This window comes from Dyadobacter sp. LHD-138 (genome assembly GCF_030929615.1).
Classification (GTDB): domain Bacteria; phylum Bacteroidota; class Bacteroidia; order Cytophagales; family Spirosomataceae; genus Dyadobacter.
The window spans coordinates 184,748-208,847 of the sequence record NZ_JAVFVU010000005.1; the positions used below are offsets into that span (position 1 = coordinate 184,748).

The 24,100-nt window shown below is 43.6% G+C and carries 19 protein-coding genes; 12 read left to right on the top strand and 7 right to left on the bottom strand.

The window, feature by feature from the left end:
- Positions 1 to 113 precede the first annotated feature (113 nt).
- The 3 genes from uxaC to RB622_RS04980 all read right to left on the bottom strand — a co-directional run bounded on the left by uxaC (position 114) and on the right by RB622_RS04980 (position 3,698).
- Positions 114 to 1,541 carry a glucuronate isomerase gene (gene uxaC / locus RB622_RS04970; RefSeq protein WP_308045419.1) on the bottom strand — a complete coding sequence of 476 codons (1,428 nt, stop codon included), beginning with the start codon at positions 1,539 to 1,541 and terminating at the stop codon, positions 114 to 116.
- 96 nt (positions 1,542 to 1,637) lie between these two features.
- Positions 1,638 to 2,828, bottom strand: coding sequence for a mannonate dehydratase (uxuA, locus tag RB622_RS04975; RefSeq protein ID WP_308045420.1), 1,191 nt, complete (start codon positions 2,826 to 2,828; stop codon positions 1,638 to 1,640).
- Positions 2,829 to 3,086: 258 nt separating this feature from the next.
- Positions 3,087 to 3,698: an RNA polymerase sigma-70 factor gene (locus RB622_RS04980; RefSeq protein WP_308045422.1), complete on the bottom strand. Its 612-nt coding sequence runs from the start codon at positions 3,696 to 3,698 to the stop codon at positions 3,087 to 3,089.
- Between the two features lie 283 nt (positions 3,699 to 3,981).
- Between RB622_RS04980 and RB622_RS04985 the strand changes: the two genes are divergently transcribed.
- Positions 3,982 to 5,016: a LacI family DNA-binding transcriptional regulator gene (locus RB622_RS04985; RefSeq protein ID WP_308045423.1), complete on the top strand. Its 1,035-nt coding sequence runs from the start codon at positions 3,982 to 3,984 to the stop codon at positions 5,014 to 5,016.
- Here RB622_RS04985 and RB622_RS04990 read toward each other — a convergent pair.
- Positions 5,002 to 6,282, bottom strand: coding sequence for a DUF349 domain-containing protein (locus RB622_RS04990; RefSeq protein ID WP_308045424.1), 1,281 nt, complete (start codon positions 6,280 to 6,282; stop codon positions 5,002 to 5,004). The two genes, RB622_RS04985 and RB622_RS04990, sit on opposite strands and share 15 nt — an antisense overlap.
- A gap of 71 nt (positions 6,283 to 6,353) precedes the next feature.
- Here RB622_RS04990 and ettA point away from each other — a divergent pair, with 71 nt between their 5' ends.
- The 6 genes from ettA to RB622_RS05020 all read left to right on the top strand — a co-directional run bounded on the left by ettA (position 6,354) and on the right by RB622_RS05020 (position 15,628).
- On the top strand, positions 6,354 to 8,021 hold the full coding sequence (gene ettA, locus RB622_RS04995; RefSeq protein ID WP_308045425.1) for an energy-dependent translational throttle protein EttA: 1,668 nt from the start codon (positions 6,354 to 6,356) through the stop codon (positions 8,019 to 8,021).
- Positions 8,022 to 8,245: 224 nt separating this feature from the next.
- Entirely contained in the window at positions 8,246 to 10,522 is a 2,277-nt protein-coding gene (locus tag RB622_RS05000; protein ID WP_308045426.1) for a T9SS type A sorting domain-containing protein, read from the top strand.
- 132 nt (positions 10,523 to 10,654) lie between these two features.
- On the top strand, positions 10,655 to 12,037 hold the full coding sequence (gene murC, locus RB622_RS05005) for a Mur ligase family protein (protein ID WP_308045427.1): 1,383 nt from the start codon (positions 10,655 to 10,657) through the stop codon (positions 12,035 to 12,037).
- Positions 12,038 to 12,078: 41 nt separating this feature from the next.
- Complete coding sequence (locus RB622_RS05010) at positions 12,079 to 12,681, top strand: TIGR00730 family Rossman fold protein (protein ID WP_308045428.1); 603 nt, start codon at positions 12,079 to 12,081, stop codon at positions 12,679 to 12,681.
- Between the two features lie 45 nt (positions 12,682 to 12,726).
- Positions 12,727 to 14,304: an OmpA family protein gene (locus RB622_RS05015; protein ID WP_308045429.1), complete on the top strand. Its 1,578-nt coding sequence runs from the start codon at positions 12,727 to 12,729 to the stop codon at positions 14,302 to 14,304.
- 112 nt (positions 14,305 to 14,416) lie between these two features.
- A complete protein-coding gene (locus RB622_RS05020) occupies positions 14,417 to 15,628 on the top strand; it encodes a TCR/Tet family MFS transporter (RefSeq protein WP_308045430.1) in 1,212 nt (403 codons plus the stop codon).
- Here RB622_RS05020 and RB622_RS05025 read toward each other — a convergent pair.
- Positions 15,625 to 16,251, bottom strand: coding sequence for a cytochrome c oxidase subunit 3 (locus RB622_RS05025; protein ID WP_308045431.1), 627 nt, complete (start codon positions 16,249 to 16,251; stop codon positions 15,625 to 15,627). The genes RB622_RS05020 and RB622_RS05025 overlap by 4 nt on opposite strands.
- 100 nt (positions 16,252 to 16,351) lie before the next feature.
- Positions 16,352 to 17,161: a 4-(cytidine 5'-diphospho)-2-C-methyl-D-erythritol kinase gene (gene ispE, locus RB622_RS05030; protein WP_308045432.1), complete on the bottom strand. Its 810-nt coding sequence runs from the start codon at positions 17,159 to 17,161 to the stop codon at positions 16,352 to 16,354.
- 123 nt (positions 17,162 to 17,284) lie between these two features.
- Here ispE and RB622_RS05035 point away from each other — a divergent pair, with 123 nt between their 5' ends.
- On the top strand, positions 17,285 to 17,848 hold the full coding sequence (locus RB622_RS05035) for a cyclic nucleotide-binding domain-containing protein (protein WP_308045433.1): 564 nt from the start codon (positions 17,285 to 17,287) through the stop codon (positions 17,846 to 17,848).
- Between the two features lie 120 nt (positions 17,849 to 17,968).
- Entirely contained in the window at positions 17,969 to 18,286 is a 318-nt protein-coding gene (locus tag RB622_RS05040; protein WP_308045520.1) for a multidrug efflux SMR transporter, read from the top strand.
- A gap of 41 nt (positions 18,287 to 18,327) precedes the next feature.
- Here RB622_RS05040 and RB622_RS05045 read toward each other — a convergent pair whose 3' ends face one another.
- Positions 18,328 to 19,791 carry a M28 family peptidase gene (locus RB622_RS05045; protein WP_308045434.1) on the bottom strand — a complete coding sequence of 488 codons (1,464 nt, stop codon included), beginning with the start codon at positions 19,789 to 19,791 and terminating at the stop codon, positions 18,328 to 18,330.
- 317 nt (positions 19,792 to 20,108) lie between these two features.
- Here RB622_RS05045 and RB622_RS05050 point away from each other — a divergent pair, with 317 nt between their 5' ends.
- The 3 genes from RB622_RS05050 (at position 20,109) to RB622_RS05060 (ending at position 24,098) form a co-directional block, all read left to right on the top strand.
- Positions 20,109 to 21,590 carry an FGGY family carbohydrate kinase gene (locus tag RB622_RS05050; protein ID WP_308045435.1) on the top strand — a complete coding sequence of 494 codons (1,482 nt, stop codon included), beginning with the start codon at positions 20,109 to 20,111 and terminating at the stop codon, positions 21,588 to 21,590.
- 276 nt (positions 21,591 to 21,866) lie between these two features.
- Positions 21,867 to 23,021 (top strand): hypothetical protein, encoded by a 1,155-nt coding sequence (locus RB622_RS05055; protein WP_308045436.1) that lies wholly within the window; start codon positions 21,867 to 21,869, stop codon positions 23,019 to 23,021.
- Between the two features lie 186 nt (positions 23,022 to 23,207).
- Positions 23,208 to 24,098, top strand: a complete 891-nt coding sequence (locus tag RB622_RS05060) for an aldo/keto reductase (RefSeq protein WP_308045437.1) — start codon at positions 23,208 to 23,210, stop codon at positions 24,096 to 24,098.
- Positions 24,099 to 24,100: the final 2 nt, after the last annotated feature.

The following is a 24,100-nucleotide window of genomic DNA, read 5'->3' on the forward strand; positions in this document are numbered from 1 at the left end:
TCAATGCCGGAATAGGATTTAAATTACTGGCCGCTAAGTTATACCAAAAGCCGACCGATTTCCAAAATCAGGCCGGCTTTCTGCAGTAAGGTTTTAAAAACAGTTACCTATCATTAAAACCCAAAATAATTTTTGGCGTTGTTGTAAGAAATATCCTGTACAAGTTTTCCCAGCCAGGGAAGATCATTTGGCAACTCGCCGTTTTCAACATCGTTGCCGATCAGGTTGCAAAGAATCCTGCGGAAATATTCGTGGCGTGGATAAGACAAGAAACTTCTTGAATCGGTTAACATCCCTACGAAGCGGCTTAAAAGTCCAATGTTCGAAAGTGCATTGATCTGTTTTTCCATACCGTCTTTCTGATCCAGGAACCACCAGCCAGAGCCAAATTGCATTTTTCCTGGTATTGTTCCGTCGTTAAAATTCCCGGTCATGGTGGCCAGCACTTCATTATCACCCGGATTCAGGTTATAAAGCACTGTTTTTGCCAGCTGATCCGTCGAATCCAGCTTATTCAGGAATTTTGACAGCGCCTGTGCCTGGCTATAATCTCCGATGGAATCCCATCCGGTATCCGGCCCAAGCTTATTTAACATCCGGGAATTGTTATTTCTCAATGCGCCCAAGTGAAACTGTTGCGCCCATTCCTTGCTGTGATCCATTTTAGCAAGATCATACAATAAAACGGATTTGAAAGCAGTACGTAATGCATCCGAACTCGTCTTACCCGACAAAGTTTCAGCCAACGCAGTGCGCGCGGCGGTTTCGTCAAAAGACGCATAGATATGTTCCAATCCATGATCTGATAAACGGCCGCCCATTTCTGCGAAAAAGTCATGACGGTTTTTCAACGCCGCCAGCAAATCTTCATAAGTACTGCCGTTCGTTACACCAGCCATCTCGAATAATTTATTCAGATATTGCTGAAAATCAGCCGGTGAATCAATCAGAAGCATCGCCTTATCCGGACGAAATGTCGGCAAAACTTGTATTTCAAAACCGCTGTCCTTGATCTGCTGATGATATTGCAGTGAATCCGTCGGGTCGTCGGTCGTACACACCACCTTTACATTCATCCGACGCAGCAAATTGCGGACACTGAAATCCTTCTGCTTCAGTTTCGCAGAACATTCGTCATAAATCTCACGCGCTGAATCTTTATTCAGAATGATATCGATATCAAAATACCTCAGCAATTCCAGGTGCGTCCAGTGATAAAGCGGGTTGCGCATGGTATACGGCACAGTTGCCGCCCATTGCTCAAACTTCTCCCAGTCGCCTGCATTTCCCGTACAAAATTTCTCGTCAATGCCGTTTGCACGCATCGCACGCCATTTGTAGTGATCTCCGTAAAGCCAGATCTGCGTCAGGTTTTCAAACTGCCTGTCCTCCGCAATCTGATCTGGCGGAAGATGGCAATGGTAGTCAATAATCGGCATTTCCTTCGCATAGTCATGGTACAATATGCGGGCGGTTTCTGAGCGTAAGAGAAAGTCTTCGTCAATAAACGTTTTCTGGGCGGTGGTATTTGTAGCTATCATTGCTGAATAAAGTAATATCGTTTTAGTCCACGGGACTATCTTATCCTTTTCAAAATATCTGACGATAATTAAAGGCAGTTACCCGACGAGAATTTGTTATTTCAATCCTCTTTCAATGCCCATTTCCAAACCACGAAGTTCCGCCAGGCCACGCAGCCTGCCAATGGCTGTATAACCCGGATTCATTCGTTTTGTAGCGGTAAGATCGTCCAGCATTCGATGTCCGTGATCCGGTCGAAATGGCATTCTCAAATCCGTTCTGCCTTCTGAAATTCTTCTTTTTTGTTCGATGATCAACCCGTGCATCACTTCGTACATATCCACATCCCCACTCAGGTGATCAGCCTCGTAAAAACTTCCGTCCGGTTCCCGATGCGTTGCCCGCAAATGAATAAAATTGATCTTGTTCCCCAAGCGGTTGACCATGCCGGAAAGATCATTATCCGCACGTACGCCGTAAGAACCCGTACAAAAGCATAACCCGTTGGATTTACTGTCGTAAGCATCCAGCAACAAATTGGCATCATTTTCGGTACTTACAACGCGCGGTAAACCCAGGATCGGATATGGAGGATCATCCGGGTGAACCGCCAGATTGATTCCTGCTGCTTCCGCAACCGGTGCAATAGCCTGAATGAACTGGTACAAGTGTGTACGCAATTCCAGATCGCCGACATTCTTATAGGTACTTAATACTTTACGGAATTCTTCGATGGTAAAACTCTCCTCAGAGCCCGGTAAGCCGGCGATAATATTTCTGGTAAGTTTATTTACCGCATCGCCATCCGCTTTTTCAAGCCAGTTTAATGCTTTACTTTTTTGCTCCTCGGTGTATTGATTTTCTGCGCCCTCCCTTCTTAATATGTAAAGATCAAAAGCAGCAAATTGCGTAGCATCGAAACGAAGGCCGGTCGAACCATCGTGCATTGGTGCGTCGAGATCCGTTCTGGTCCAGTCAAGGATCGGCATGAAATTGTAACAAACCGTATCAATGCCGCATTTCCCAAGATTGATAAGTGACTGCTGATAATTTTGAATGTATTTTTCAAAATCCCCCGTCCGTGTTTTGATGGCCTCGTGTACCGGGACACTTTCTACAACAGACCAGGTTAATCCGGCGGCTTCAATAATTTCTTTACGAGCTAAAATCTCGTCAACTTCCCAGACTACGCCATTAGGAATGTGATGCAATGCGGTTACAATACCGGTGGCTCCTGCCTGCCGGATATCCTGCAACGAAACAGGATCATTTGGGCCAAACCAGCGCCAAGTTTGTTCTAAAGACATATGTTTGTTAGCTATTGGCTTTTAGCGATAAGCTTTTAGCCTCTGGTAATTTGGGATTTTATTGGTTTTATACCAAAATCATTTTTAGCTTTTAGTCGTTAGGATTTGACTTTTAGCTTCCGGAAGTAGATATTTGATACTTATTTATAAATTTATTTCAAATAATATGTTTCCCTATTCTTGTTTGAAGTACCAAGATATCACTTCAAACAATCCGTGGTCTAAAGCTAATGGCCAAAAGCTTATCGCTAATGCCTATTAGGCAACCAGCCTGTGTTCCGGCACGCGCTCACGCAATACTTTCAATGCCCGGCTCATTTGTGTTTCAACCGTTTTAACAGAAATCTGCAAACGCTCGGCGATGTCACGATAACGCAAACCTTCTTCACGGCTTAACCTGAAAATCACCTGACATTGTCTTGGCAAATCCTGGATACACCCTTCAACGCGTTCGTAAAATTCATTAAAAGCCATTTCCTCAACCGGTGTATAATGATCCGCGTGTGTAAGATTCCACTGTACGGAATCAAGCGATTCGCGCTCATACTGGCGGTGAATGCGTAATTTCAAATAATCAAGTGCCTGGTTGCGTACCGCTCTATAGATATAAGCCTGGAAAGAAGTATGTACTTCTATTTGTTCCCGGTTCTTCCATAGTTTCACAAACACATCAGACACCACTTCCTCCGCAATTTCCCGGGTCACAACCACCCGCATCGCATAATTACACAGCGACCGGTAATGATGTGTAAACAACTCACGAAAAGCATAATAATCTCCATTAGCGACTACTTTACCAAAAAGATTCTCCAAAACGCTCTTCTGAGAACATGCAGTCGGTAATGCATTAGTAAATGATTTCGTTTCCATTAAACGTTGGATAAGTTGATATAGAAAAATTCCTTGATTATGGCCCGCACCAGTCAGTGCAACTAATGCAATCATTCGTCTAGTTTAGTGATTGGTTCGTTGATATACAAAAATTAATCTTGAAAAAATCAATATATTTACGCAACCGTTCCCGAAACCGTTCCCGATTTCGTATTTTTTCCCGGAACAGATTAATTTCAGGTTACATTTATGATGAATCTCTTATTTGTTCATTTATGCAACTTATTCTAAGGATTGCACTATTTTAATATAAACCCTACTTATGAGAAAAGCTTCGATTACGATTAAAGAAATTGCGCGCCAATTAGGTGTTTCCAAATCGACTGTTTCCCGGGCTCTGCGGGATAGTTCGGAGATTAGTGAGGAAACTAAAAAGAAAGTAATCGAACTGGCAGAATCATTAAACTATTCTCCCAACCCCATTGCACTAAGCTTACTTAAAAACCGTACACAAACGCTGGGCATTATTGTGCCGGATATTGCCAATCCGTTTTTTTCAACGGCCATTGGCGGCGTTGAAGATATTGCGTACAGCCGCGGATATCACACGATGATTTACCAAAGCCACGAATCTTATGAAAGGGAATTGGCCGATACAAGGCATATCGCCATGCGTCGTGTCGACGGGCTGATCGTGTCCATTTCCAGCCAGACTGAAAACCATGATCATTTTATAGCATTACAGGAACAGGGAATTCCCGTCGTTTTTTTTGACAGGGTAAGCGAGTCTACACCGAGTCATAAAGTACGTGTAGATGATTACAAAGGCGCTTTTGAAGCCACAGAACATTTGATCAGCCGTGGTTGCAAGAATATTGCCCATATCGCCGGACCGGCAAATTTATCCATCAGCCGAAACAGATTAAAAGGATATCAGGATGCGCTGACGCAGCACGGGATAGCACTTCACGACGAATGGGTGGTCAGCAGTGAATACAATCAGGCAGGTGGAACCGAAAGAGCCTATCAGTTGATGGCGCTCAGAAACCGGCCGGACGCAATTTTTGCAGCCAGCGACCGGATTGCGATTGGCGTCCACTGGGCCTTGCGGCAACTGGGTTATCGTATGCCTGACGATGTCGCGCTGGTGGGGTTTTCGGACCTTTCCATTTCCTCGCTGCTTGACCCGCCGTTAAGTTCCGTGGCGCAGCCTTCTTTTGAAATGGGTCAGTTGGCGGCAACCTTGCTATTGGACCTTATTGAAAGCAAAGGCACCCCGGCCGCTTTCGAGACCAGGGTGCTTACTTCAAATCTTATTATAAGGAAATCCTCGATGAAAGAGCTAGTTGGTAATTGATTTCAACTTTCTTTCAAACTCGGACAATATTCTTTCTTTCATTGCAACCTTGCGCTTCTGAATATTAATGCGTCCCTGCGCTTGTTTGTCTTGTTCAGGGTCACCTGTTGCAGTTCTGTCAAACTCGATAATTGCGAATTCAAGATCGCTTTTCTCGCGTTTGGCAAGCCATTCCAGTTCTCTGAGCTTGGTACGAAGCTGCTCTTCCTGACTTTTTAATTCAAAAGCAGGATACTTGCGGCTAATTACGCGAGCCAGATAACTCAATTCAAAAATCTTGTCACAAACAGAACGGAAACGTTCAGCAAGCTCTTTGTCTGCCAGTTTGAACGGAATTTTAATCTCCTTCCATTTACTTAGCAACACTTTCGCCTCCTGCGATGCTTCAACGATATCCTGTTGTCTCAGCAATATTTCTGCACGAGCCAACAGTGCCTGTTGCTCGGCGATACGCGGGTCAACACGTACTTTAGGCTCAATACCTTTAGCAAGGTTATATTTGTCATAAAATAATTTAAGGAAATGGCGGTAAGCCTTGTTCACCTTAAAGAATCTTTTTGGCGGAACTTCCCCCACATTGTTCCAGGCCACACGCACTTCACGCGCTTTGTTGTAAGCATCGTCAAGATCCCGTGAATAACTCAGCGTTTTGGTAATTTTGATCAAACGCTCGTATTCATCGATACGCTCCTGGTTAATTTTGTTTTGCTCATCGAAATAATCCCTGCGTCTCTGGAAGAAATTATCCAGAATTTCCTGAAAAGTAATTTCAACTTCATCCTGAAATTCTTTTTCAACCGGACCCGTACGGATCCACTTTGCTTTAATTTCCTGAATCTGATCAGTCGCCACGGCATAGTCTTCAATAGCCGCTGCTTCTTTTACATCCTCGATCAGTGCGCGTTTTATCTCAAGATTTTTTAATTGATTGACCTCAATTAAGCCTCTGAGATATTCTTCTTTTTCCTGAAGTCTTTCCAACAAAGGGACAAAATCCCCCAGTGCGTCAAAACTTATCAGTTTCCGTTGCAACTGTATAAGTTTAGTCAAGTAAGAACCTTTGTTCAGCGCTTCATCAATTTCAGATTCCAGTTGCTCTACCTTGTTAAGTACGATAGAAAACCGATTTTTGAAATAGTCGATCGCTTCTTGCTCTGTCCTTTTCACTTCTCCAATTTGCCGGTCTGGGTACTCTAAATACCCTTTTAAAAATACTTTGCTGTCTTTAACATAGCCGTATTCGTCATTCAATGTGGCATTTTCCATTCTTTCAATTTTTTTATCTGCTAAGTGTAGGGATATATAACGATATTTGCTAAGCACAAATTAACTAAAAAATGAGTAACGAAACCATTATTTTCTCAATGTCGGGAGTTAACAAAATCATTCCCCCCAACCGACATATCATAAAAAATATTTATTTATCCTTTTTTTATGGAGCTAAAATTGGTGTACTAGGGTTAAATGGCTCTGGTAAATCTACACTTTTACGCGTCATTGCAGGTATAGATAAAGACATTCAGGGAGACGTTGTGTTTTCTCCTGGCTATTCTGTTGGCATGCTGGAACAGGAACCAAAGCTGGATCCGACCAAAACCGTTCGCGAAGTTGTTGAAGAAGGTGTGCAGGAAATTGTAGATCTTTTGAAAGAATACGACAAAATCAACGAAGCATTCGGAGAAGAAGATGCCGATTTTGACAAATTATTAGAAAGACAAGGTGAAGTTCAGGAAAGGCTGGACGCCACCGACGCCTGGAATCTGGACAATCGTCTGGAAATAGCCATGGACGCCTTGCGTTGCCCTGCATCCGAGACGTTAATTTCCACACTTTCAGGTGGAGAAAAGCGCCGCGTGGCTTTATGCCGCTTGTTGCTGCGTCAGCCCGATGTATTGTTATTGGATGAACCTACCAACCACCTTGATGCAGAATCGGTGCTTTGGCTGGAGGAACATTTGAGACAATATAAAGGAACGGTTATCGCGGTAACGCACGACAGGTACTTCCTGGATAACGTAGCGGGCTGGATCCTTGAACTGGATCGTGGTGAAGGAATTCCATTTAAGGGAAATTATTCTTCATGGCTGGAACAAAAACAGGAGCGTCTGAAAAAAGAAGAAAAAACAGAATCGAAACGTCAGAAAACTTTGCAGCGCGAGCTTGAATGGGTTCGTATGGGCGCAAAAGGCCGTCAGGCCAAATCAAAAGCGCGTTTGGGAGCTTATGAAAGATTGCTTGGCGAAGAAGGGCGGGAAAAAGAAGATAAATTGGAGATCTTCATTCCGGCTGGACCAAGACTTGGCAATAAAGTAATCGAAGCACATGACGTTTCCATGGGCTTTGGCGACCGTCTGCTTTATGAAAATTTAAATTTCTCCTTACCGCCCAATGGTATTGTCGGCATTATCGGACCAAACGGTGCCGGTAAAACCACTTTATTCAAATTAATTACGGGGCAGCTGAAACCCAATAGTGGTCACTTCGATGTCGGTGATACGGTGCAGCTGGCTTACGTGGATCAGGAACATGATAATCTGGATGCCAGTAAAACCGTTTATCAAAGCATCGCAGACGGAAACGACTGGATCATGATGGCTGGCAAACAATCCAATGCCCGTGCGTATGTGAGCCGTTTTAACTTTGGTGGCGGTGATCAGGAGAAAAAAGTGGGAACACTTTCGGGTGGAGAACGGAACCGTGTCCATCTGGCCATGACTTTGAAAGAAGGCGGAAACCTTCTCTTGTTAGATGAGCCTACCAACGATTTGGACATTAACACGCTCCGTGCTTTGGAAGAAGGTTTGGAAAACTTTGCGGGTTGTGCCGTGATTATTTCTCACGACCGGTGGTTCCTGGACCGTGTGGCGACACATATCCTGGCCTTTGAAGGAGATTCTCAGGTTTACTGGTTTGAAGGAAACTTCTCTGAATACGAAGAAAACCGTAAAAAGAGACTGGGTACGGAAGCTACACCAACCCGGATTAAATATAAAAAGCTGGTTTAAAAATAAACTGACTTTGTTCTTGAAAGCGGCTCATTTTTATGGGCCGCTTTTTGCGTTTTAGGCCCATTACAGCCTCAGACATTCAAAATATCTCCTCAAAAAACTAAAAAAAATCCTTCTCTAAAATTAAATCGAATATCAACAGTTAAATAATCGTACTAATTCTACTATTATGTAGTATGTTTAGAATTGGAAATACACTTCTCACTTGCAATTTTCAATTTATGAACAGAAAACGCTACGACTTTAAATCATCTGCCTTTTGTCAGCTGTTAAAGAAATTAGATACCAGTATTAAACTTATTCTAGTTTTATTGGTTTTCATCAATAATGATCTGCGTGCTCAAACAGAGCTTATTATCAATACAACGGGTTATGGATTTAGTCGCGATGATGCCAACGGGATCAACCACCAGCAGTGGGACTATATCAAAAAGTTTGTTAACATATCTCATGAAGGGCAGGATGCCAGCGTAACCGCTGTGCGTCTGCATATTGAGTGGAATCAATACGAACCAGAGCCTGGTAAGTACGAGCGTCAAAAAATTGTTGAAGCCGTAAAAGCGATCGTAGCGCTAAAACCGGGAATGAAATTTGCACTTCATTTTCCATATCAAAGGCCCGGCATCTGGAATGACGATTATTTCACAACCAACGATATCGCCCAAACCAGATATGGCAACTTTGTCAGAACAGAAATTGCCTACACTTGTCCCTCCATTTATTCAGACTATGGAAAGACACGGTTCTATGCGTTTGTTGATGATGTTCTTTCGCAAATCACTGAATTTTATCCCAAATTACTTTATGTACAAATGGGTAACAGCCCGGCCGAGGAATTTGCCATGCCATTTAACTCGGGGAACTCCGAACCAGGGTTATTTGAGCAAAAGGCGTTACAGGACTGGAGAACTAAATTTCTTCCGGCACGCTTCCCAAACAAAACAAAGGCCAAATGGGGGTCACAGGAATATGAAATTAAAAACGCTCCCCAGCCCATGGACGGCAACTGGAATTCAGAGATGGGTCGTGACCTGCACAGATTTGCCGGATGGGGCCTTCTAAAAATGTTTGAAGGATTTTACAAAGTGGTCAAAAGCCATAGCCCTTCCATTAAGGTATTGTATTTCATTTCCGATTTTGGCTCGCAGCAAGGTAATTTACGCCACATGCATAACAGCACAATTCCACTGGCACTTCAGCTGGCTGATGGCATTTATAGCTCAGACGGTACGACCCAATATGATCTATGGAGAAAAATTTCCATCGCAGATGTGATAAAAGGCACCGACATGAACAAGATCGCAGCTATTGAATTTGATCCTGAAGACTTGGGAGAACAGAGGCCCGGCAGCGGAATCGACGGAGGAATTCCTCAGGAATGGATGCCGCGTGCCTACAAACACGGGACAAATTATGTACATATTGCCATGCATTTCACCGATGGCCAGATCATGCAGCTGATACCTGCACTGGCCAAATGCCGTGCCCAATTCGTCAACGGGTCTTATACTGCCCCAGCCAGGTCTGCACCGGTTAAAGTGAATATATTCCCAAAGATATTTACCGACGAATATATATTTGAACCGTGGAGAACCATGGGGGCAATGAACTGGGCAACGACAGACATTACGCCAAAATCAATCAAAATGTCGGACGACGGATACTGGGATAATCTTTGGGATTCTGCGAATTTTCTTCCCTGCACGTTCACAATCCAGGCTGCATCGCCTGGCGGAAAAATAGCGCCTGGCGCTAAAACAGCGTTGTCCGTTAAGTGTGTCGGGCCTGAATGTGATGGAGCCACTTTTTCATGGAGCGGCACGGGCATTACAAGCGGCAGCGGAGAATCCATTGTAATAAATGCTCCCAAAGACGATGGTAATTATGTATATACAGTAAAAACTGCCCGAAGCGGATGCAGCCCTAAGGCAGCCACAACGGCCCTCCTTGTTGAAGGTTCCCTGCCTGTTACCCTGACCAAATTTACAGCCGACAAAGAGGGCAAAACAACCTTACTCAACTGGCATACAATCACTGAAACAAACAGTGACCATTTTGAGGTGGAACGTAGCGGGGACGGAAAACAATGGAGCACAATCGGGCAGGTGAAAGCAAAAGGAGAAACGATTCAAACGCTTTCCAACTATACCTTTACGGATAGTGAACCAACATCCGGCGAAAATCTTTACCGTTTAAAAATGATCGATCGGGATGAAAGCTTTGGATACAGCTCAATCCGTAGTGTACGTTTCCCGGTTGAGTCTACGATTGCAACCTACCCTAATCCGGCAACAAATAAATTACTGATCAAAACTGACAACTGGGATAATATAAATAAAGTGCAGGTGATCAACCTTGCCGGTACCATTGTTTACGAATCCGACAATAAGTCGGGGCCTGAAATAAATGTTAGCGAACTGGCCCCTGGTGCCTATTTAGTACGCCTCATTACCACAAATGGCTCGTTTGAAACGTTGAAATTTGTCAAAAAAGGATAACTGATAGCAACTGTAAATACTTGTCTTTATCTTAAAGGATTAAGTATTTTTGTCGAAAGCGATTTAGCAGTCATTTGCCTAAAGGGCAATTCTTGCTAACTTCGCTTCGAATCAGTCATTCCGATTATAATAATGAGTCAAAATTCTTCTTTGCGAAAAATACATTTTATCTCCATAGGCGGGAGTGTTATGCACAATCTTGCCATAGCATTACAACAAAAAGGTTTTACAATAACCGGATCCGACGACGAAATTTACGAGCCGTCGGTAAGCCGTTTAAAAAAACATAACTTACTCCCTGCCGAAATGGGATGGTTTCCTGAAAAGGTTACACCTGAACTGGAAGCAGTTATTTTGGGTATGCACGCAAGGGAGGACAATCCTGAACTGAAAAAAGCACAGGAACTGGGCATAAAGGTTTATTCCTATCCTGAGTATATTTTTGAACACAGCGTGGATAAACAACGGGTTGTCGTTGCGGGCAGCCATGGTAAAACGACGATCACCTCCATGATCCTGCATGTTCTGAATTTCAACAAGCGGGTCTTCAATTATCTGGTAGGCGCGCAGATCGAAGGTTTCGAGAACATGGTAAAACTTTCGGATGAAGCTCCATTGATCGTGATCGAAGGCGATGAATATTTCACTTCTCCCCTGGACCGCACGCCTAAGTTCATGCATTACCAGCCGCACATTGCCCTGATCAGCGGAATTGCCTGGGATCATTTTAATGTGTTCCCTACCTGGGAATCCTATGTAAAACAGTTTGAACTGCTTGCCGATGCTATCCCCAAAGCCGGCGTTATTGTTTTTGACGAAACGGATGATATGCTGGACGTAATCGGGCAAAAAGAACGCGCTGATGTGGTCAGTACATCTTACAAAGCCCATCCGTATAAAATAGAAAACGGAAACACCTTCCTGACTACGGCAGAAAATGGCGATATCCCCGTTCTTGTTTTTGGAGAACATAATATGAAAAATATCAGTGGTGCAAAAGCAGTCTGCGAAAGACTGGGCATTACGGATGAAAATTTTTACGCGGCTATCCAATCTTTCAAAGGCGCCTCGAAGCGAATGGAATTGTTGGGAAGTAATAATGAAATCAACATTTATCGTGATTTTGCTCACGCACCGTCAAAAGTTGAGGCCACCACATCCGCCGTTAAAGCACAATTTCCTGACAGGACACTGGTTGCTGTGGCAGAGCTGCATACTTTCAGTAGCCTCAATAAGACTTTTCTGAAACAGTATCGCAGAAAAATGAATGCGGCGGATGTTGCCGTGGTTTATTACAATCCGCTTACTGTTGAACATAAAAAGCTGGAACCGATTACTGAAAATGACATCAGAGAAGCTTTTAAACGCGAAGATCTGAATGTTTTCACGGACAATAAGGCGTTGCTTAATTTCCTTAAAACACAAAACTGGCATCAGGCAAATCTGTTGCTGATGAGCTCCGGCACATTTGGTGATCTGGATTTGAAAAATCTTGCAGACAGCCTTGTTAAGTAGTTATTTGCTTACCAAAGCAAAACCATTAAAATAGAAATTCAATGCAATCCATCGTAGTTTATTGCGGAGCAAATTTTGGCCACAAGCAGATTTATCGTGAATCGGCTTATGAATTGGGAGCAGAACTGGCAAAGAAAAATATCAGGTTAATCTACGGCGGCGGCAACATGGGTCTGATGGGCCGTGTGGCCGATGGCGCCTTGGAAAACAATGGTCTTGCCACGGGCATTATCCCCAATTTTTTGGCAAAACTGGAAGTTGCCCAGAAAACACTGACCGAGCTGCATTTTGTGGATACCATGCACGAACGTAAAGCCAAAATGGTTTCACTTTCTGACGGCGTTATCGCTTTGCCTGGCGGCTTCGGAACACTGGATGAATTATTTGAAATCCTGACCTGGTCCCAACTGAAAATTTTCCACGGCCCGATCGGCGTCCTGAATATCAATGGATTTTATGATCACCTGCTTGCGCACCTAAACAAAATGGTGGAAGAAGGTTTTTTACACCAGGCACAACTTGATCTTTTAATTGTTTCGGATCGTGCGACCGACCTCCTTGAGAAGATGCAGGCCTACCACGAAAGCGAGAAAGAAAATAAGCCGCTTGATACATCGTTGTTTGTGAAAAATATAGAAAAATAAATTTCGTTTTCTATTCGTTCATCATGCACCATATCCTCTGACAAAATGCGCCTCCCTCTGTTATTTGTTTTTTGTACGCTGAGCTGCTCATCCGTTTGGGCACAGCTGGAAAATCTTGGAAAAACGGTCAATACCGAATTTAACGAAATTGCACCGATTATTTCTCCCGATGGGAAAACAATTTATTTTTCCAGAATCAGCCATCCACAAAACACAAATGGTACGAAGGGGAGCCAGGATATCTGGTTTTCCGAACTAAAAAATGATAAATGGTCGGCTGCGCGCAGGCTGCCCTCTCCTTTAAATAAGGAAGAATATAACAGCTTGTACAGTATTACACCGGATGGAAATACGCTTTTGCTAAAAGGTGCCTACAAAAGCGGAACCTACGAAACCCGCGGATTTTCTTTGAGTAAAAAAACAGCCCGCGGATGGTCGGCTCCCAACAAAATTGAGATCCCCGGTTATGCCAAAACCAGCAAAGGACAATTTGACTGCGGTTATTTGTCCACGGACGGAAAAGTACTCGTCATGTCTTTCAGTGAAAAAAAGAACAGTAAGGTCGATGATCTTTATGTTAGTTTCAAACAAAAAGACGGCTCCTGGACTAAACCGATGAATCTTGGGAAGGAGATCAATACTGAGGAATTTACGGAGACAACACCGTTTTTGGCACCAGATGGCGTCACACTTTATTTTTCAACGGACAGAAAAGGTGGACAGGGAAGCAACGACATTTATTACAGCAAGCGTATCGACAAATCGTGGAAAAGATGGAGCCGTCCCGTTAACCTGGGTTCGGCCATCAATACCGATGGCTATGACGCATATTATACCATTTCGGCAGTCGGCGACTATGCTTATATGGTTTCATTTAAGGACACCGAAGGCAAAGGTGATGTGGTACGCTATAATTTGCAGCCAAAACCGGCGCCGGGTGACACAACAAAAACCCAGCCTAATGTACCGACCTCCGATCCGGTTGTGATGATCAGTGGTAAGGTTATTGATTCCAAAACGGGGAAACCCATCGAAGCGACCATCATTTATCAAACTTTGCCGGATGGTGAAGAAGCAGGTACCGCTACGACAAATCCAACAACGGGCGAATATAAAATTGTCCTTCCTTACGGACAAAAATACAGCATGCGTGCCGTTGCTCCCGACTTTATAGCCGAAGGAGAAAATATCGACCTGACGGATTCCACCACGGTAGGCATAGGTAAAAACTACAAGGAAATAACCAACAAGTCGCTCAAACTTATTCCAATTGAAGAAGGGCAAATTGTTCGCCTGAATAATATTTTCTTTGCTTTCGGAAAAGCCACGCTTAACAAGGAGTCATTTCCTGAGCTGGACAGAATCGCCATTACGATGAATGATAACAAAAAATTATTCATTGAAATCGGGGGACATACCGACAACATTGGTGGCAACGAAACCAACCTTAAACTCTCCCAGGATCGGGCCGACGCCGTGAGCGAATACCTTATCGGCAAAGGAATAGAGCCAGACCGCGTGACAAGTAAAGGCTACGGAGAAACCAAACCGGTAGCCAAAAACGATACGCCGGAAGGGCAACAAACAAACAGAAGGGTTGAATTTAAGATTCTGAAAAAGTAAGAACGTCTGTGGGCGATCAAATACCTTCCACCCAACAAAAACCAATTAACTAACCATTTTTTAATCTCTCCGACATGATTTTAGCTGTACATTTGGAGAATAATTACTCCTTATGACTTCTAAGAAATCTCCGGCGATCGGATTTATATTTATTACGCTGCTAATTGATGTGATGGGCCTTGGAATTATTATTCCGGTCATGCCAAAACTAATCAGTGAACTTGTTGGCGGCAGTTTGAGTGACGCGGCCCGTTATGGCGGCTGGATCCTTTTTTCCTATTCATTCGTACAATTTATCTGCGCACCCATTGTGGGCGGCCTGAGTGACCAATTTGGCCGCAGACCCGTTTTACTGGCATCTTTACTCGGTTTCACGCTCGATTATATGTTCCTGGCGTATGCACCAAGTATCATCTGGTTGTTTGTCGGACGTATGATTGCCGGGGTCATGGGGGCAAGTTTTACAACCGGCGCCGCCTACATTGCCGATGTCAGCACACCCGAAAAACGTGCTCAGAACTTCGGTTTGATTGGCGCAGCTTTTGGGCTCGGATTCATCATCGGGCCGGTTTTGGGTGGTCTTTTAGGCCAGTATGGCTCACGTGTACCTTTCCTGGCGGCCGCAGGGTTATCCATGCTTAATTTCATTTATGGCCTGATCATTTTACCGGAATCGTTAAAAGTTGAAAACCGTCGTAAATTCAGCTGGAACCAGGCCAATCCTATTGGCGCCTTAAAACATTTACAGAAATATCCTGTTATTTCCGGATTAATTATTTCTCTTGCACTGCTGTATATTGCCATGCACGCCGTACAAAGTAACTGGTCGTATTATACCATGGAGAAATTCCATTGGAATGAAAAAACAATAGGCTATTCGCTGGGTGCTATGGGTTTACTGGGGGCTATTGTTCAGGGGGGGCTTATCCGGCTTATTATCCCTAAACTAGGCCAGAAACGAGGCGTTTACGTCGGTTTGTTTCTTTATTCCCTTGGCTTCGTACTGTTTTCATTTGCAAGGGAAACCTGGATGATGTTTGCCTTTATGGTCCCTTACATCCTGGGTGGTATTGCCGGGCCATCACTTCAGGGGATCATTTCCACCCAGGTGCCTGCCAATGAGCAGGGACAATTGCAGGGAGCGCTTACCAGTTTGATGAGTCTGACTTCCATCATTGGCCCGCCACTGATGAGCAATCTTTTCTATTTTTTCACAAAATCCAGTACACCGGTTTATTTTCCGGGCGCGCCTATGCTCACTGCCGCGGTACTTACGTTACTGAGTGCGTACCTGGCCCGAAGAAGTCTGAAAAAAGGTTTTTAATAGGTATTGAAAAAACTCAGCGAAAGCAAAAGCAGAAAAACGACTACCCAAAGTACGTCCACAAAATGCCAGTAACGGGTAATAAGCTTTAATTGCAGCCGGTTCGGAGGATTGACACTGTAAACAAAAGCGTCAACATAAGTCCTGTTTTTTAAAGCTTTACGAAAAACAATGCCCATGTATATCACGCCGACCAGGATATGTAACAGGTGCAACCCCGTAAGCAGGTAGATAAAACCTGAGGAAGAATTAATATTATTGAAGCTTCCGTCTTCGATCATTTCAATCCAACCACCGCCCTGCAGCAACATAAAGGTGATACCGAGCGTCAGTGTTGCGGCGAGAAAAATGCGATAATGTAAAAAGCGTTCCTGAATAAAAGCAAGATTCGCCTCATGCAGCGTAATACTACTGAACAGAATAACCAGCGTGCTCAGCCAGAACATATCCGGGAGTGCTACGAAACGCCAGTTTCCCCCGTCCATCCGAAGAAGATACTCGATAAAAATAACGACAAACAACAACGAGCTACCAATAACCCCCAGCCAAAGCATGAACCCGAAAGGCTCTCTTCGCTTCGTAAAAGGGTTTTCTTTATACTTGGTAGAGTGTTTGGGACTCATTATTTCTGTTTTCTTTATATCAAAGTAGGGAGATTACACGAGACTATAAGTTTCTATAACGACAATTTTTCCATTTCAGATACAACAGGAAGAACAAAAATTATTTTAAGGTTCCCTGCCATATTTTATAGTTCTTAAAAATAGTCGATAAATCTGTTTCTGCTTCAAAAATGCCAAATAAGGTTGATCCAGAACCGCTCATGGCCGCATAAGCAGCGCCCTGTTTGTATAATATTTCCTTGATCCCGGCCAGCACAGGAAATTTCGGAAAAAGCGAATTTTCAAAATCATTTTTCACGAACGCCTTCCAGTTTTCAATCGGTTGTTTTAATGTCTCCCTCAGGTCGGTCGTCGATTTTTCAGGCTTAATACCGGCATATGCTTCCACTGTCGAAATGTGTAATCCGGGATTTACCAACACAACCCATTTGCCGGCCAATGTCAGATCCATTTTTTCGAACCGGTCACCTTTGTCAAAACAATAAACCGGTTTATTATCTATAAAAAAAGCACAGTCACTGCCCAATCTACGTGCATAATCCTGCTGTTTTTCCAAAGAAATACCAAGCGAAAACAGCTTATTCAATGCCGTAATGGTGAAAGCAGCATCAGCAGAACCTCCACCAAGGCCCGCTCCAATAGGAACAGCTTTTAACAAATGAATGTTCACGTTGGGCAGGATATAATCCGCGGCAAGCATCTGGTAAGCCTTCGTGCATAAATTGTCAGATGAACTGCCCGGAATCGCTATTCCGTCCGTATGAAATTCAAAATTTTCCGCCACAGTTATTTCCAATGCATCAGACCAGCCGACCGGATAAAAACACGATTCTATATTATGAAATCCGTCAGGCCTCTTTTCTACTATATTGAGTCCGATATTAATTTTTGCGTTTGGAAATACAAGCATGGAAATGGAAAATTTACGTACAAATATCCGCAGTAATCCCCCAAAGTTAAAATACCCTGTCACAAATAAGTATTGAAATTTATTTAGTGTAACTTATCCGGAATTCTGAACAAAATTATCCCGTTGGAAAACGTAATTAAGAAAATCCTGTCCCTAGGACTACCAGAGGAATCGTTGCCAAAACTGCTTCCACTACTTGAAAAAGCTGAATTTTCAAAAGGCCACATGCTGATCAAAGCAGGCAGGACCGAACGCTCAGTTTACCTGCTGGAAAAAGGTGTTGCACGTGCTTTTTGTCATAAAGACGATAAGGAAATCAATTTCTGGCTGGGTGCCGAATCAAATATTTTGCTTTCCTACAACAGCTTCTTTCTCAATACACCTGGCTACGAAAATATCGAGCTGCTGGAGGATTCGGTTTTGTACAAAATACCGCACACGGCACTTCAAAACCTTTATTCAACCGATCTGGAACTGGCTAACTGGGGAAGAAGACTGGCAGAATCCGAGCTGATCAAAGTTGAGGAATGTTTCATAGCCCGGCAATTTAAGACCGCCAAGGAATGTTACGAAGACTTTATCAAAACCAGTCCTGATATATTACAAAGGGTGCAGCTGGGGCATATTGCTTCCTATTTGGGGATAAGCCAGGTGACGTTGAGCCGCATCAGAGCCGAAATCAGATAACTTCATTTTTTAACATTTGTAAAATTTTCTTTCAATAAACAGCACGACCTTTGTCAGGTTAACGGTCAGTAATTCATCGAAACCGACCGTAATTTGTACCTTTTAATAAAAGTTAACATGATAGCCTGGCTTATTCTTTTTATCGCTGGTGTGTTTGAAATAGGATTTACAACCAGTTTGAAACTCTCCGACAACTTCTCAAACTTCAAGTGGAGCGCTGCCTTTTTTATTTGTATCATCTTCAGTTTTCTATTACTGAACAAAGCCATCCAGACCATTCCACTGGGAACCGCTTATGCGGTCTGGACAGGTATTGGTGCCGTAGGAACCGTACTTATGGGCATTTTCTTTTACAAAGAACCAGCAGATTTCTGGCGTCTGTTCTTTGTCTTTTTATTGATCGGCTCTATCATAGGACTAAAAATGGTCTCGAAATAACATTTCGAGACCATTTTTAAAATTCAGTTTTATTGGTGTTATCACTCACCCCATCTCCACTCCTGCCCGATCAAAAGCTCTTGTTTCAGGCCCTGAGAAATCAGGTAATCCCGGGTTTTGGTATCAGAAAGTTTACGTCCTTCCAGTTTTTTCGCATCGGCAAGCGCATACAAACACATAGAGGCAATTCTCACCGTATTTTCTAATTGTTGCTTGTTTACCAACTGGAAATCATCACAATCCGCATGGTAGCACTGAATTACATCAGGAGCCAACGTTCCAGATAAGCCCGCAACCGGAATTCCTTCCAGCATAAATGGCTGATGATCACTGTGTAACCCGGCCCTGTTGGTCTGTTCATTTTTATAGTTAGCATCAATGTTGCGGATTGCTTCCCCTACGCCCTTAAAAAAATCTGTCATTTCAGTTTTCCCAAATGCATTGATACCTTTCGGGTCGTTGGTCATATCCAGATTCATCATATAACCAACCTTATCGATCGTACCGGTGCGTTTCAATTCACTCACGAAATGTTTAGAGCCCAATAATCCCTGCTCCTCACCCATGAATAATACAAATTGGATGGTGCGCTCAGGTTTGATTTTTAAAGCCTTAAATGCCCGGGCTATGTCCATCACGGCAAAGGATCCAATCCCGTTGTCTATCGCTCCGGTCGACAGATCCCAGGAATCCAGGTGCCCGCCGATGATCACTTTTTCATCCGATTTACCTTTCAAGGTTGCGATTACATTTCTCGCCTTAATCGGTTTCGAGATATTATGCATGTCAATATGCGCCTGTAACGGTCCTTCATCCTTTAACCAGCTGCGAATTTCCTTCCCGCTGTCATTGGAAACACAAACCGCAGGAATAGAAATAATCACACCTGTAACGGAAGCAGTTCCCGTCAGTAAAATTTTACCCGGGGCCTGGTTGACCATTACAATGCCGCTGGCACCATACTTAATAGCCAGTGCGGTTTTCTCCGAACGGTGCAGATTTTTTTTATCCTTCGCATCCACCAGACCGATGTTGGCCAATACAACCTTACCCTTTACCTTATCTTTCAGTGCTTCAAAATCCTCTTCAAGGCCATTTCCAACGTCTACAATCTCCCCTTTCAGATTCGATTCCACAGGCGAATGTGCCAGGGAAACTACGGGAACATCACGAAAATTATCGCTGCTGGATGGCACAATACTTAACGTCACCGTGTCGCGCATCCAGGCCTCCACTTCAAAAGGCTGGTAAACGACATCCGTAAAACCATAACTTTTCAGCAAATTAAAAGCATAGGCTTCGGCCTTTTCACCGTTGGCACTTCCGGTCAGCCGGTGCCCGATCGTTTCGGTTGCATTGCCCAGCGTTTCGTATGCTTTGCTATTCTTTCTTACTTCTGTATCAAGACGTGTAAAAGTTTTTTCCCATTTCTTATCATCTGAATTAAACCCCGCGGCTAAAAGGAATAATCCGCCAGCTACCGCAACCAATATTATTTTTTTCATAATTTCCTTCAAAAGGACGATGTAGATTTACGAAAACTAAGTTAGCAAAGAATTTCATTTTTATTAACCAAGAGGCATAACTTAAACTTAACTTAGGCTCTCAATGCAAACAACATACTTTTCCAAATCATTTAAAAATGCATAAAATATTTCAAAAAATTATCGAACGGTTATCGCATGAAAACAATATAAAGTGTAATATATACACTTATTGTTTGCGGTAATCTGATGTAAATTCAACATTTTTGTATTTACAAATTTCATCTGTTAATAATTATAATTTTTCCATCAAAGCGACTAACCTCAAAACAAAAAATATGTATTTCCTGGGATTCGATTTAGGCAGTTCATCCATCAAAGCGTGTCTTTTGCATGCAGACACCGGACAAGTAGTTGCTTCGGCTTTTTATCCGGAAAAAGAAATGGCTATTGCCGCGCCCAAACCTGGGTTCGCAGAGCAACAACCTGAACAATGGTGGGAGAATGCTTGTCTGGCCTCCCAGGCAGTGATGAAACAATCTGGGATTTCATCTGACGAAGTAGGTGCCATTGGCATATCTTATCAGATGCACGGCCTGGTGGTGGTTGACAAAAATCTGAATGTGCTTCGTCCATCGATTATCTGGTGCGACAGCCGTGCGGTTGAAATCGGGAACAAGGCGATGGAAGCGATTGGAGAGAAAAAAGTGCTTCCTCACCTGTTGAATTCTCCCGGAAACTTTACCGCATCCAAATTAGGCTGGGTAAAGCAAAACGAGCCGGACGTTTTTGCTCAGGTGCATCAATTCATGCTGCCTGGTGATTACCTGGCAGCGAAAATGACCAATGAAATTGTGACCACCCCATCGGGTTTGTCCGAAGGGATTTTCTGGGATTTTTTAGACGAAAAACCAGCTGATTTCCTATTGGATTATTTCGGTTTCGATAAAAATCTGATCGCAAAGGTTTTACCTACTTTCTCCGAACAGGGAAAATTAACTTCCGAGGCAGCTGCTGCGTTAGGGCTAAAAACCGGAACTCCTATTACGTATCGTGCAGGAGATCAACCCAATAATGCTTTCTCTCTGAATGTGCTCGAACCGGGCGAAGTGGCTGCAACGGCAGGTACTTCCGGGGTTGTTTATGGTGTAAGTGAGCAAATAAAATTTGACGAAAAATCAAGAGTCAATACATTTCTGCATGTAAATCACACCGTGGAAGCGCCGCGTTATGGTGTACTTTTATGCGTAAACGGAACGGGCAGTCTGAACAGCTGGCTGCGAAATACGTTGTTGCAGGGAAATATATCGTATCCTGCGATCAATGAACTGGCCGCCAAAGCACCGGTTGGTTCGGATGGTTTACTTTGTCTGCCATTTGGAAATGGTGCAGAGCGTATGCTTGAAAATCAGGATCCAGGCGCTCATTTCCAGGGACTTCAGTTTAGCCGCCATGGCATTAATCACTGGACGCGCGCCGCACAGGAAGGGATTGTTTTTGCACTTTACTACGGTATGGAAGTAATGGAAACGTTGGGGGTATCGCTGAAAAACATCAGAGCCGGTGAGGCCAACATGTTCCTGAGCCCTGTTTTCCGGGAAACTTTTGCCAATGTTTCGGGCGCTACGGTTGAGCTTTTCAATACAGATGGCGCTCAGGGAGCTGCACGTGCGGCTGGTTTAGGGTTGGGATATTACAAAAGCCGCGACGAGGCGTTTGTGGGCTTGTCTGCCTTGCGTACCATTGAGCCCGATTCTTCCCTGACAGAAGCAACTAAAGATGCTTACGGCAAGTGGAAGGAAGCTTTACTGAACGGGTAAGTAAAATATTTTATCCGAAGTTTATCGATTGCACTAAAGAAGTCAAGACTGGGCGTCCCCGTTTCCAAAACTTGACTTCTTTCATTTCCAACCAATTCTCTCTCGTCCAGGCGTAAAAATAACCTACAAAAAGCGCTGAAAACGAATAAAATATGCGCATTAAGAATACCATAATCAAATATTGAATAAACCCGATCTATTATTCAATATTACTATTTTCAGCATTTTCTTTTGGTTAATTTCATTCCGTTAACCATTAACTTTATACACACTATCATGAAAAAAATCTACTTTAAACAGTTTACACTGTTTACGATCACCGCATTGCTGCCTGTCCTGTCCTTCGCCCAGATCTATCAAAATTCATTTCCCGGTGCCTCCGCCTGTCCGACGGAAGGGAACATGCCCGTTATGGATCCGAATGCCACCGGTACAGCCGTAATCCGGAGCACGATGACCTGCACCATGTTCGCCAATGCCTTCAACTCCACGACGCTGAACAATACTGCTGCGGTTAACGATAATTCCTATATTGAATTTTCCGTAACGGCGACACCCGGTTATCAGCTAAACCTTACCTCATTAAGTTTCTTCCGACAGGGCAGTGCCTCCGCGCCGAATCAGCTGGAAATCCGTTACAGTACCGATGGTTTCGCCACTTTTACGAACTGGGGCGCAGCACCCAATACCACGACAACTCCGGGTGCAACAACCGTCTGGGATTTTACCGATTTCTCCACGGCAACAGGCACTACCTTAACCTTCAGAATTTATCCTTATGGGACACAACGTTCCGATGGAGGAGCCGCCAACGCCTCAGCAACCGGCACCATAAGAATGGATAACATCATTATAAACGGAACCGTAACCAGCGCTTTGCCGGTCCGCCTCATTTCCTTTGCAGGATATACTGAGAAAAATGCAATCGTCCTTACATGGTCAACGGCCTGGGAAGAACAGAATCAGGGTTTTGAAATCCAAAGAAGTATCAACGCGCTGAATTTTGAGACAGTAGGTTATGTAGATGGCAACTCCACAGTAAAAACCAGATCTGACTATATGTTTAAAGACAACGACATTCATTCGGAACAAACTTATTATTTCCGGCTCAAACAACTTGATTCTGACGGGAGCTTTGAATTTTCCAGAATCATTTCTGTGAATCCAGATCACGGTGAGGGCTCTTTTGTCTTTCCCAATCCGAGCAAAGGAAGTTTTAGGGTAACGATGAAAAGCAATCATACAAATAATTTTAAGCTCTATAACGCCTTCGGCACTGAAATTCCCATTGACACACATCTTGCCGATAAAATGCCCGATTCCTTTGTCATTAGCCCCAAAGGTATAATCCCACCGGGAATATACCTTTTGAAAGTAATCCCGACGATTAATCCGTCCGCGGCAAAACGCTTCAAGATTCTTATCGAATAAGCGCTGTTCCTTCAAAATCCAACCCTTCATCAGGAACGCCAAGGTCTTTGAAACAGTCTCGGGAGTTGCCGTTATACGCAGTAAGATCGGTCATCACTTCACTCAAAACAGCGAGTATCTCAAAAATTGGATTGCTATTTTTAAAATTAGGGTATTTTTGCACCTTGATTCAACCAATACCACCGAATGAAAAAAGTTAGTTTAAGTGATTCTGGCCCAAAAGTATCTGAAGCGATTTACGGTTTCTGGCGATGGAAAGACGAAGGTGTGGCAACCACTCCATCCATTGAAAAAACGGTTAATCTGTGTTTGGAGCTTGGCATCAACACCTTCGATCACGCCGACATATATGGAGATTTTACCGTGGAAGAGTATTTCGGGAAGGTCATCAAAAACAAATCTTTCAAAAGAGAAGAGATTGTTCTTTTCAGCAAATGCGGGATCCGTAAATCGGATGATGGCAGTTTCAAGTATTACGACACGTCCAAAGAGCACATCCTGAGCAGTGTGAATGGTTCGTTAAAAAGATTAAATACGGATTATCTGGATATTTTCCTTTTACAGCATGCCGACTTTCTGGCTGATCCCGAGGAAACGGCCGGGGCTTTGGCAGAAGTAGTGAAATCAGGGAAGGTGAAACATATCGGTGTAGCCAATTTCTCTGTGTTTCAGCACCAGCTGCTTGCTTCATTCCTGCGTATTCCCATCGTTACCAACCACATTGAGCTCAACTTGATGAACACCACGGCAATTGAAGATGGTCGTATCGATTTTATCAAACAATGTTTCAGCAAACCATTGGCCTGGGCGCCATTGGCTGGCGGGCGGATTTTGGATGGAACAGACGAAAAGGCAGTTGCTTTGCGCGCTAAACTTGAAGAAATCGGAAAAAAATACGATGCCAATATCGAGCAAACCGCGGTTGCCTGGTTAATGAAGCTGGGGACTTTGCCAATTATCGGTTCATTATCCGAAACAAGGATCAGAAATGCAGCCAGCGCGTCGGATATCAAATTGACGCATCAGGATTGGTACGAAATATATCAGGTAACGGGAAAAGTAAAATCGTTCATTTAATC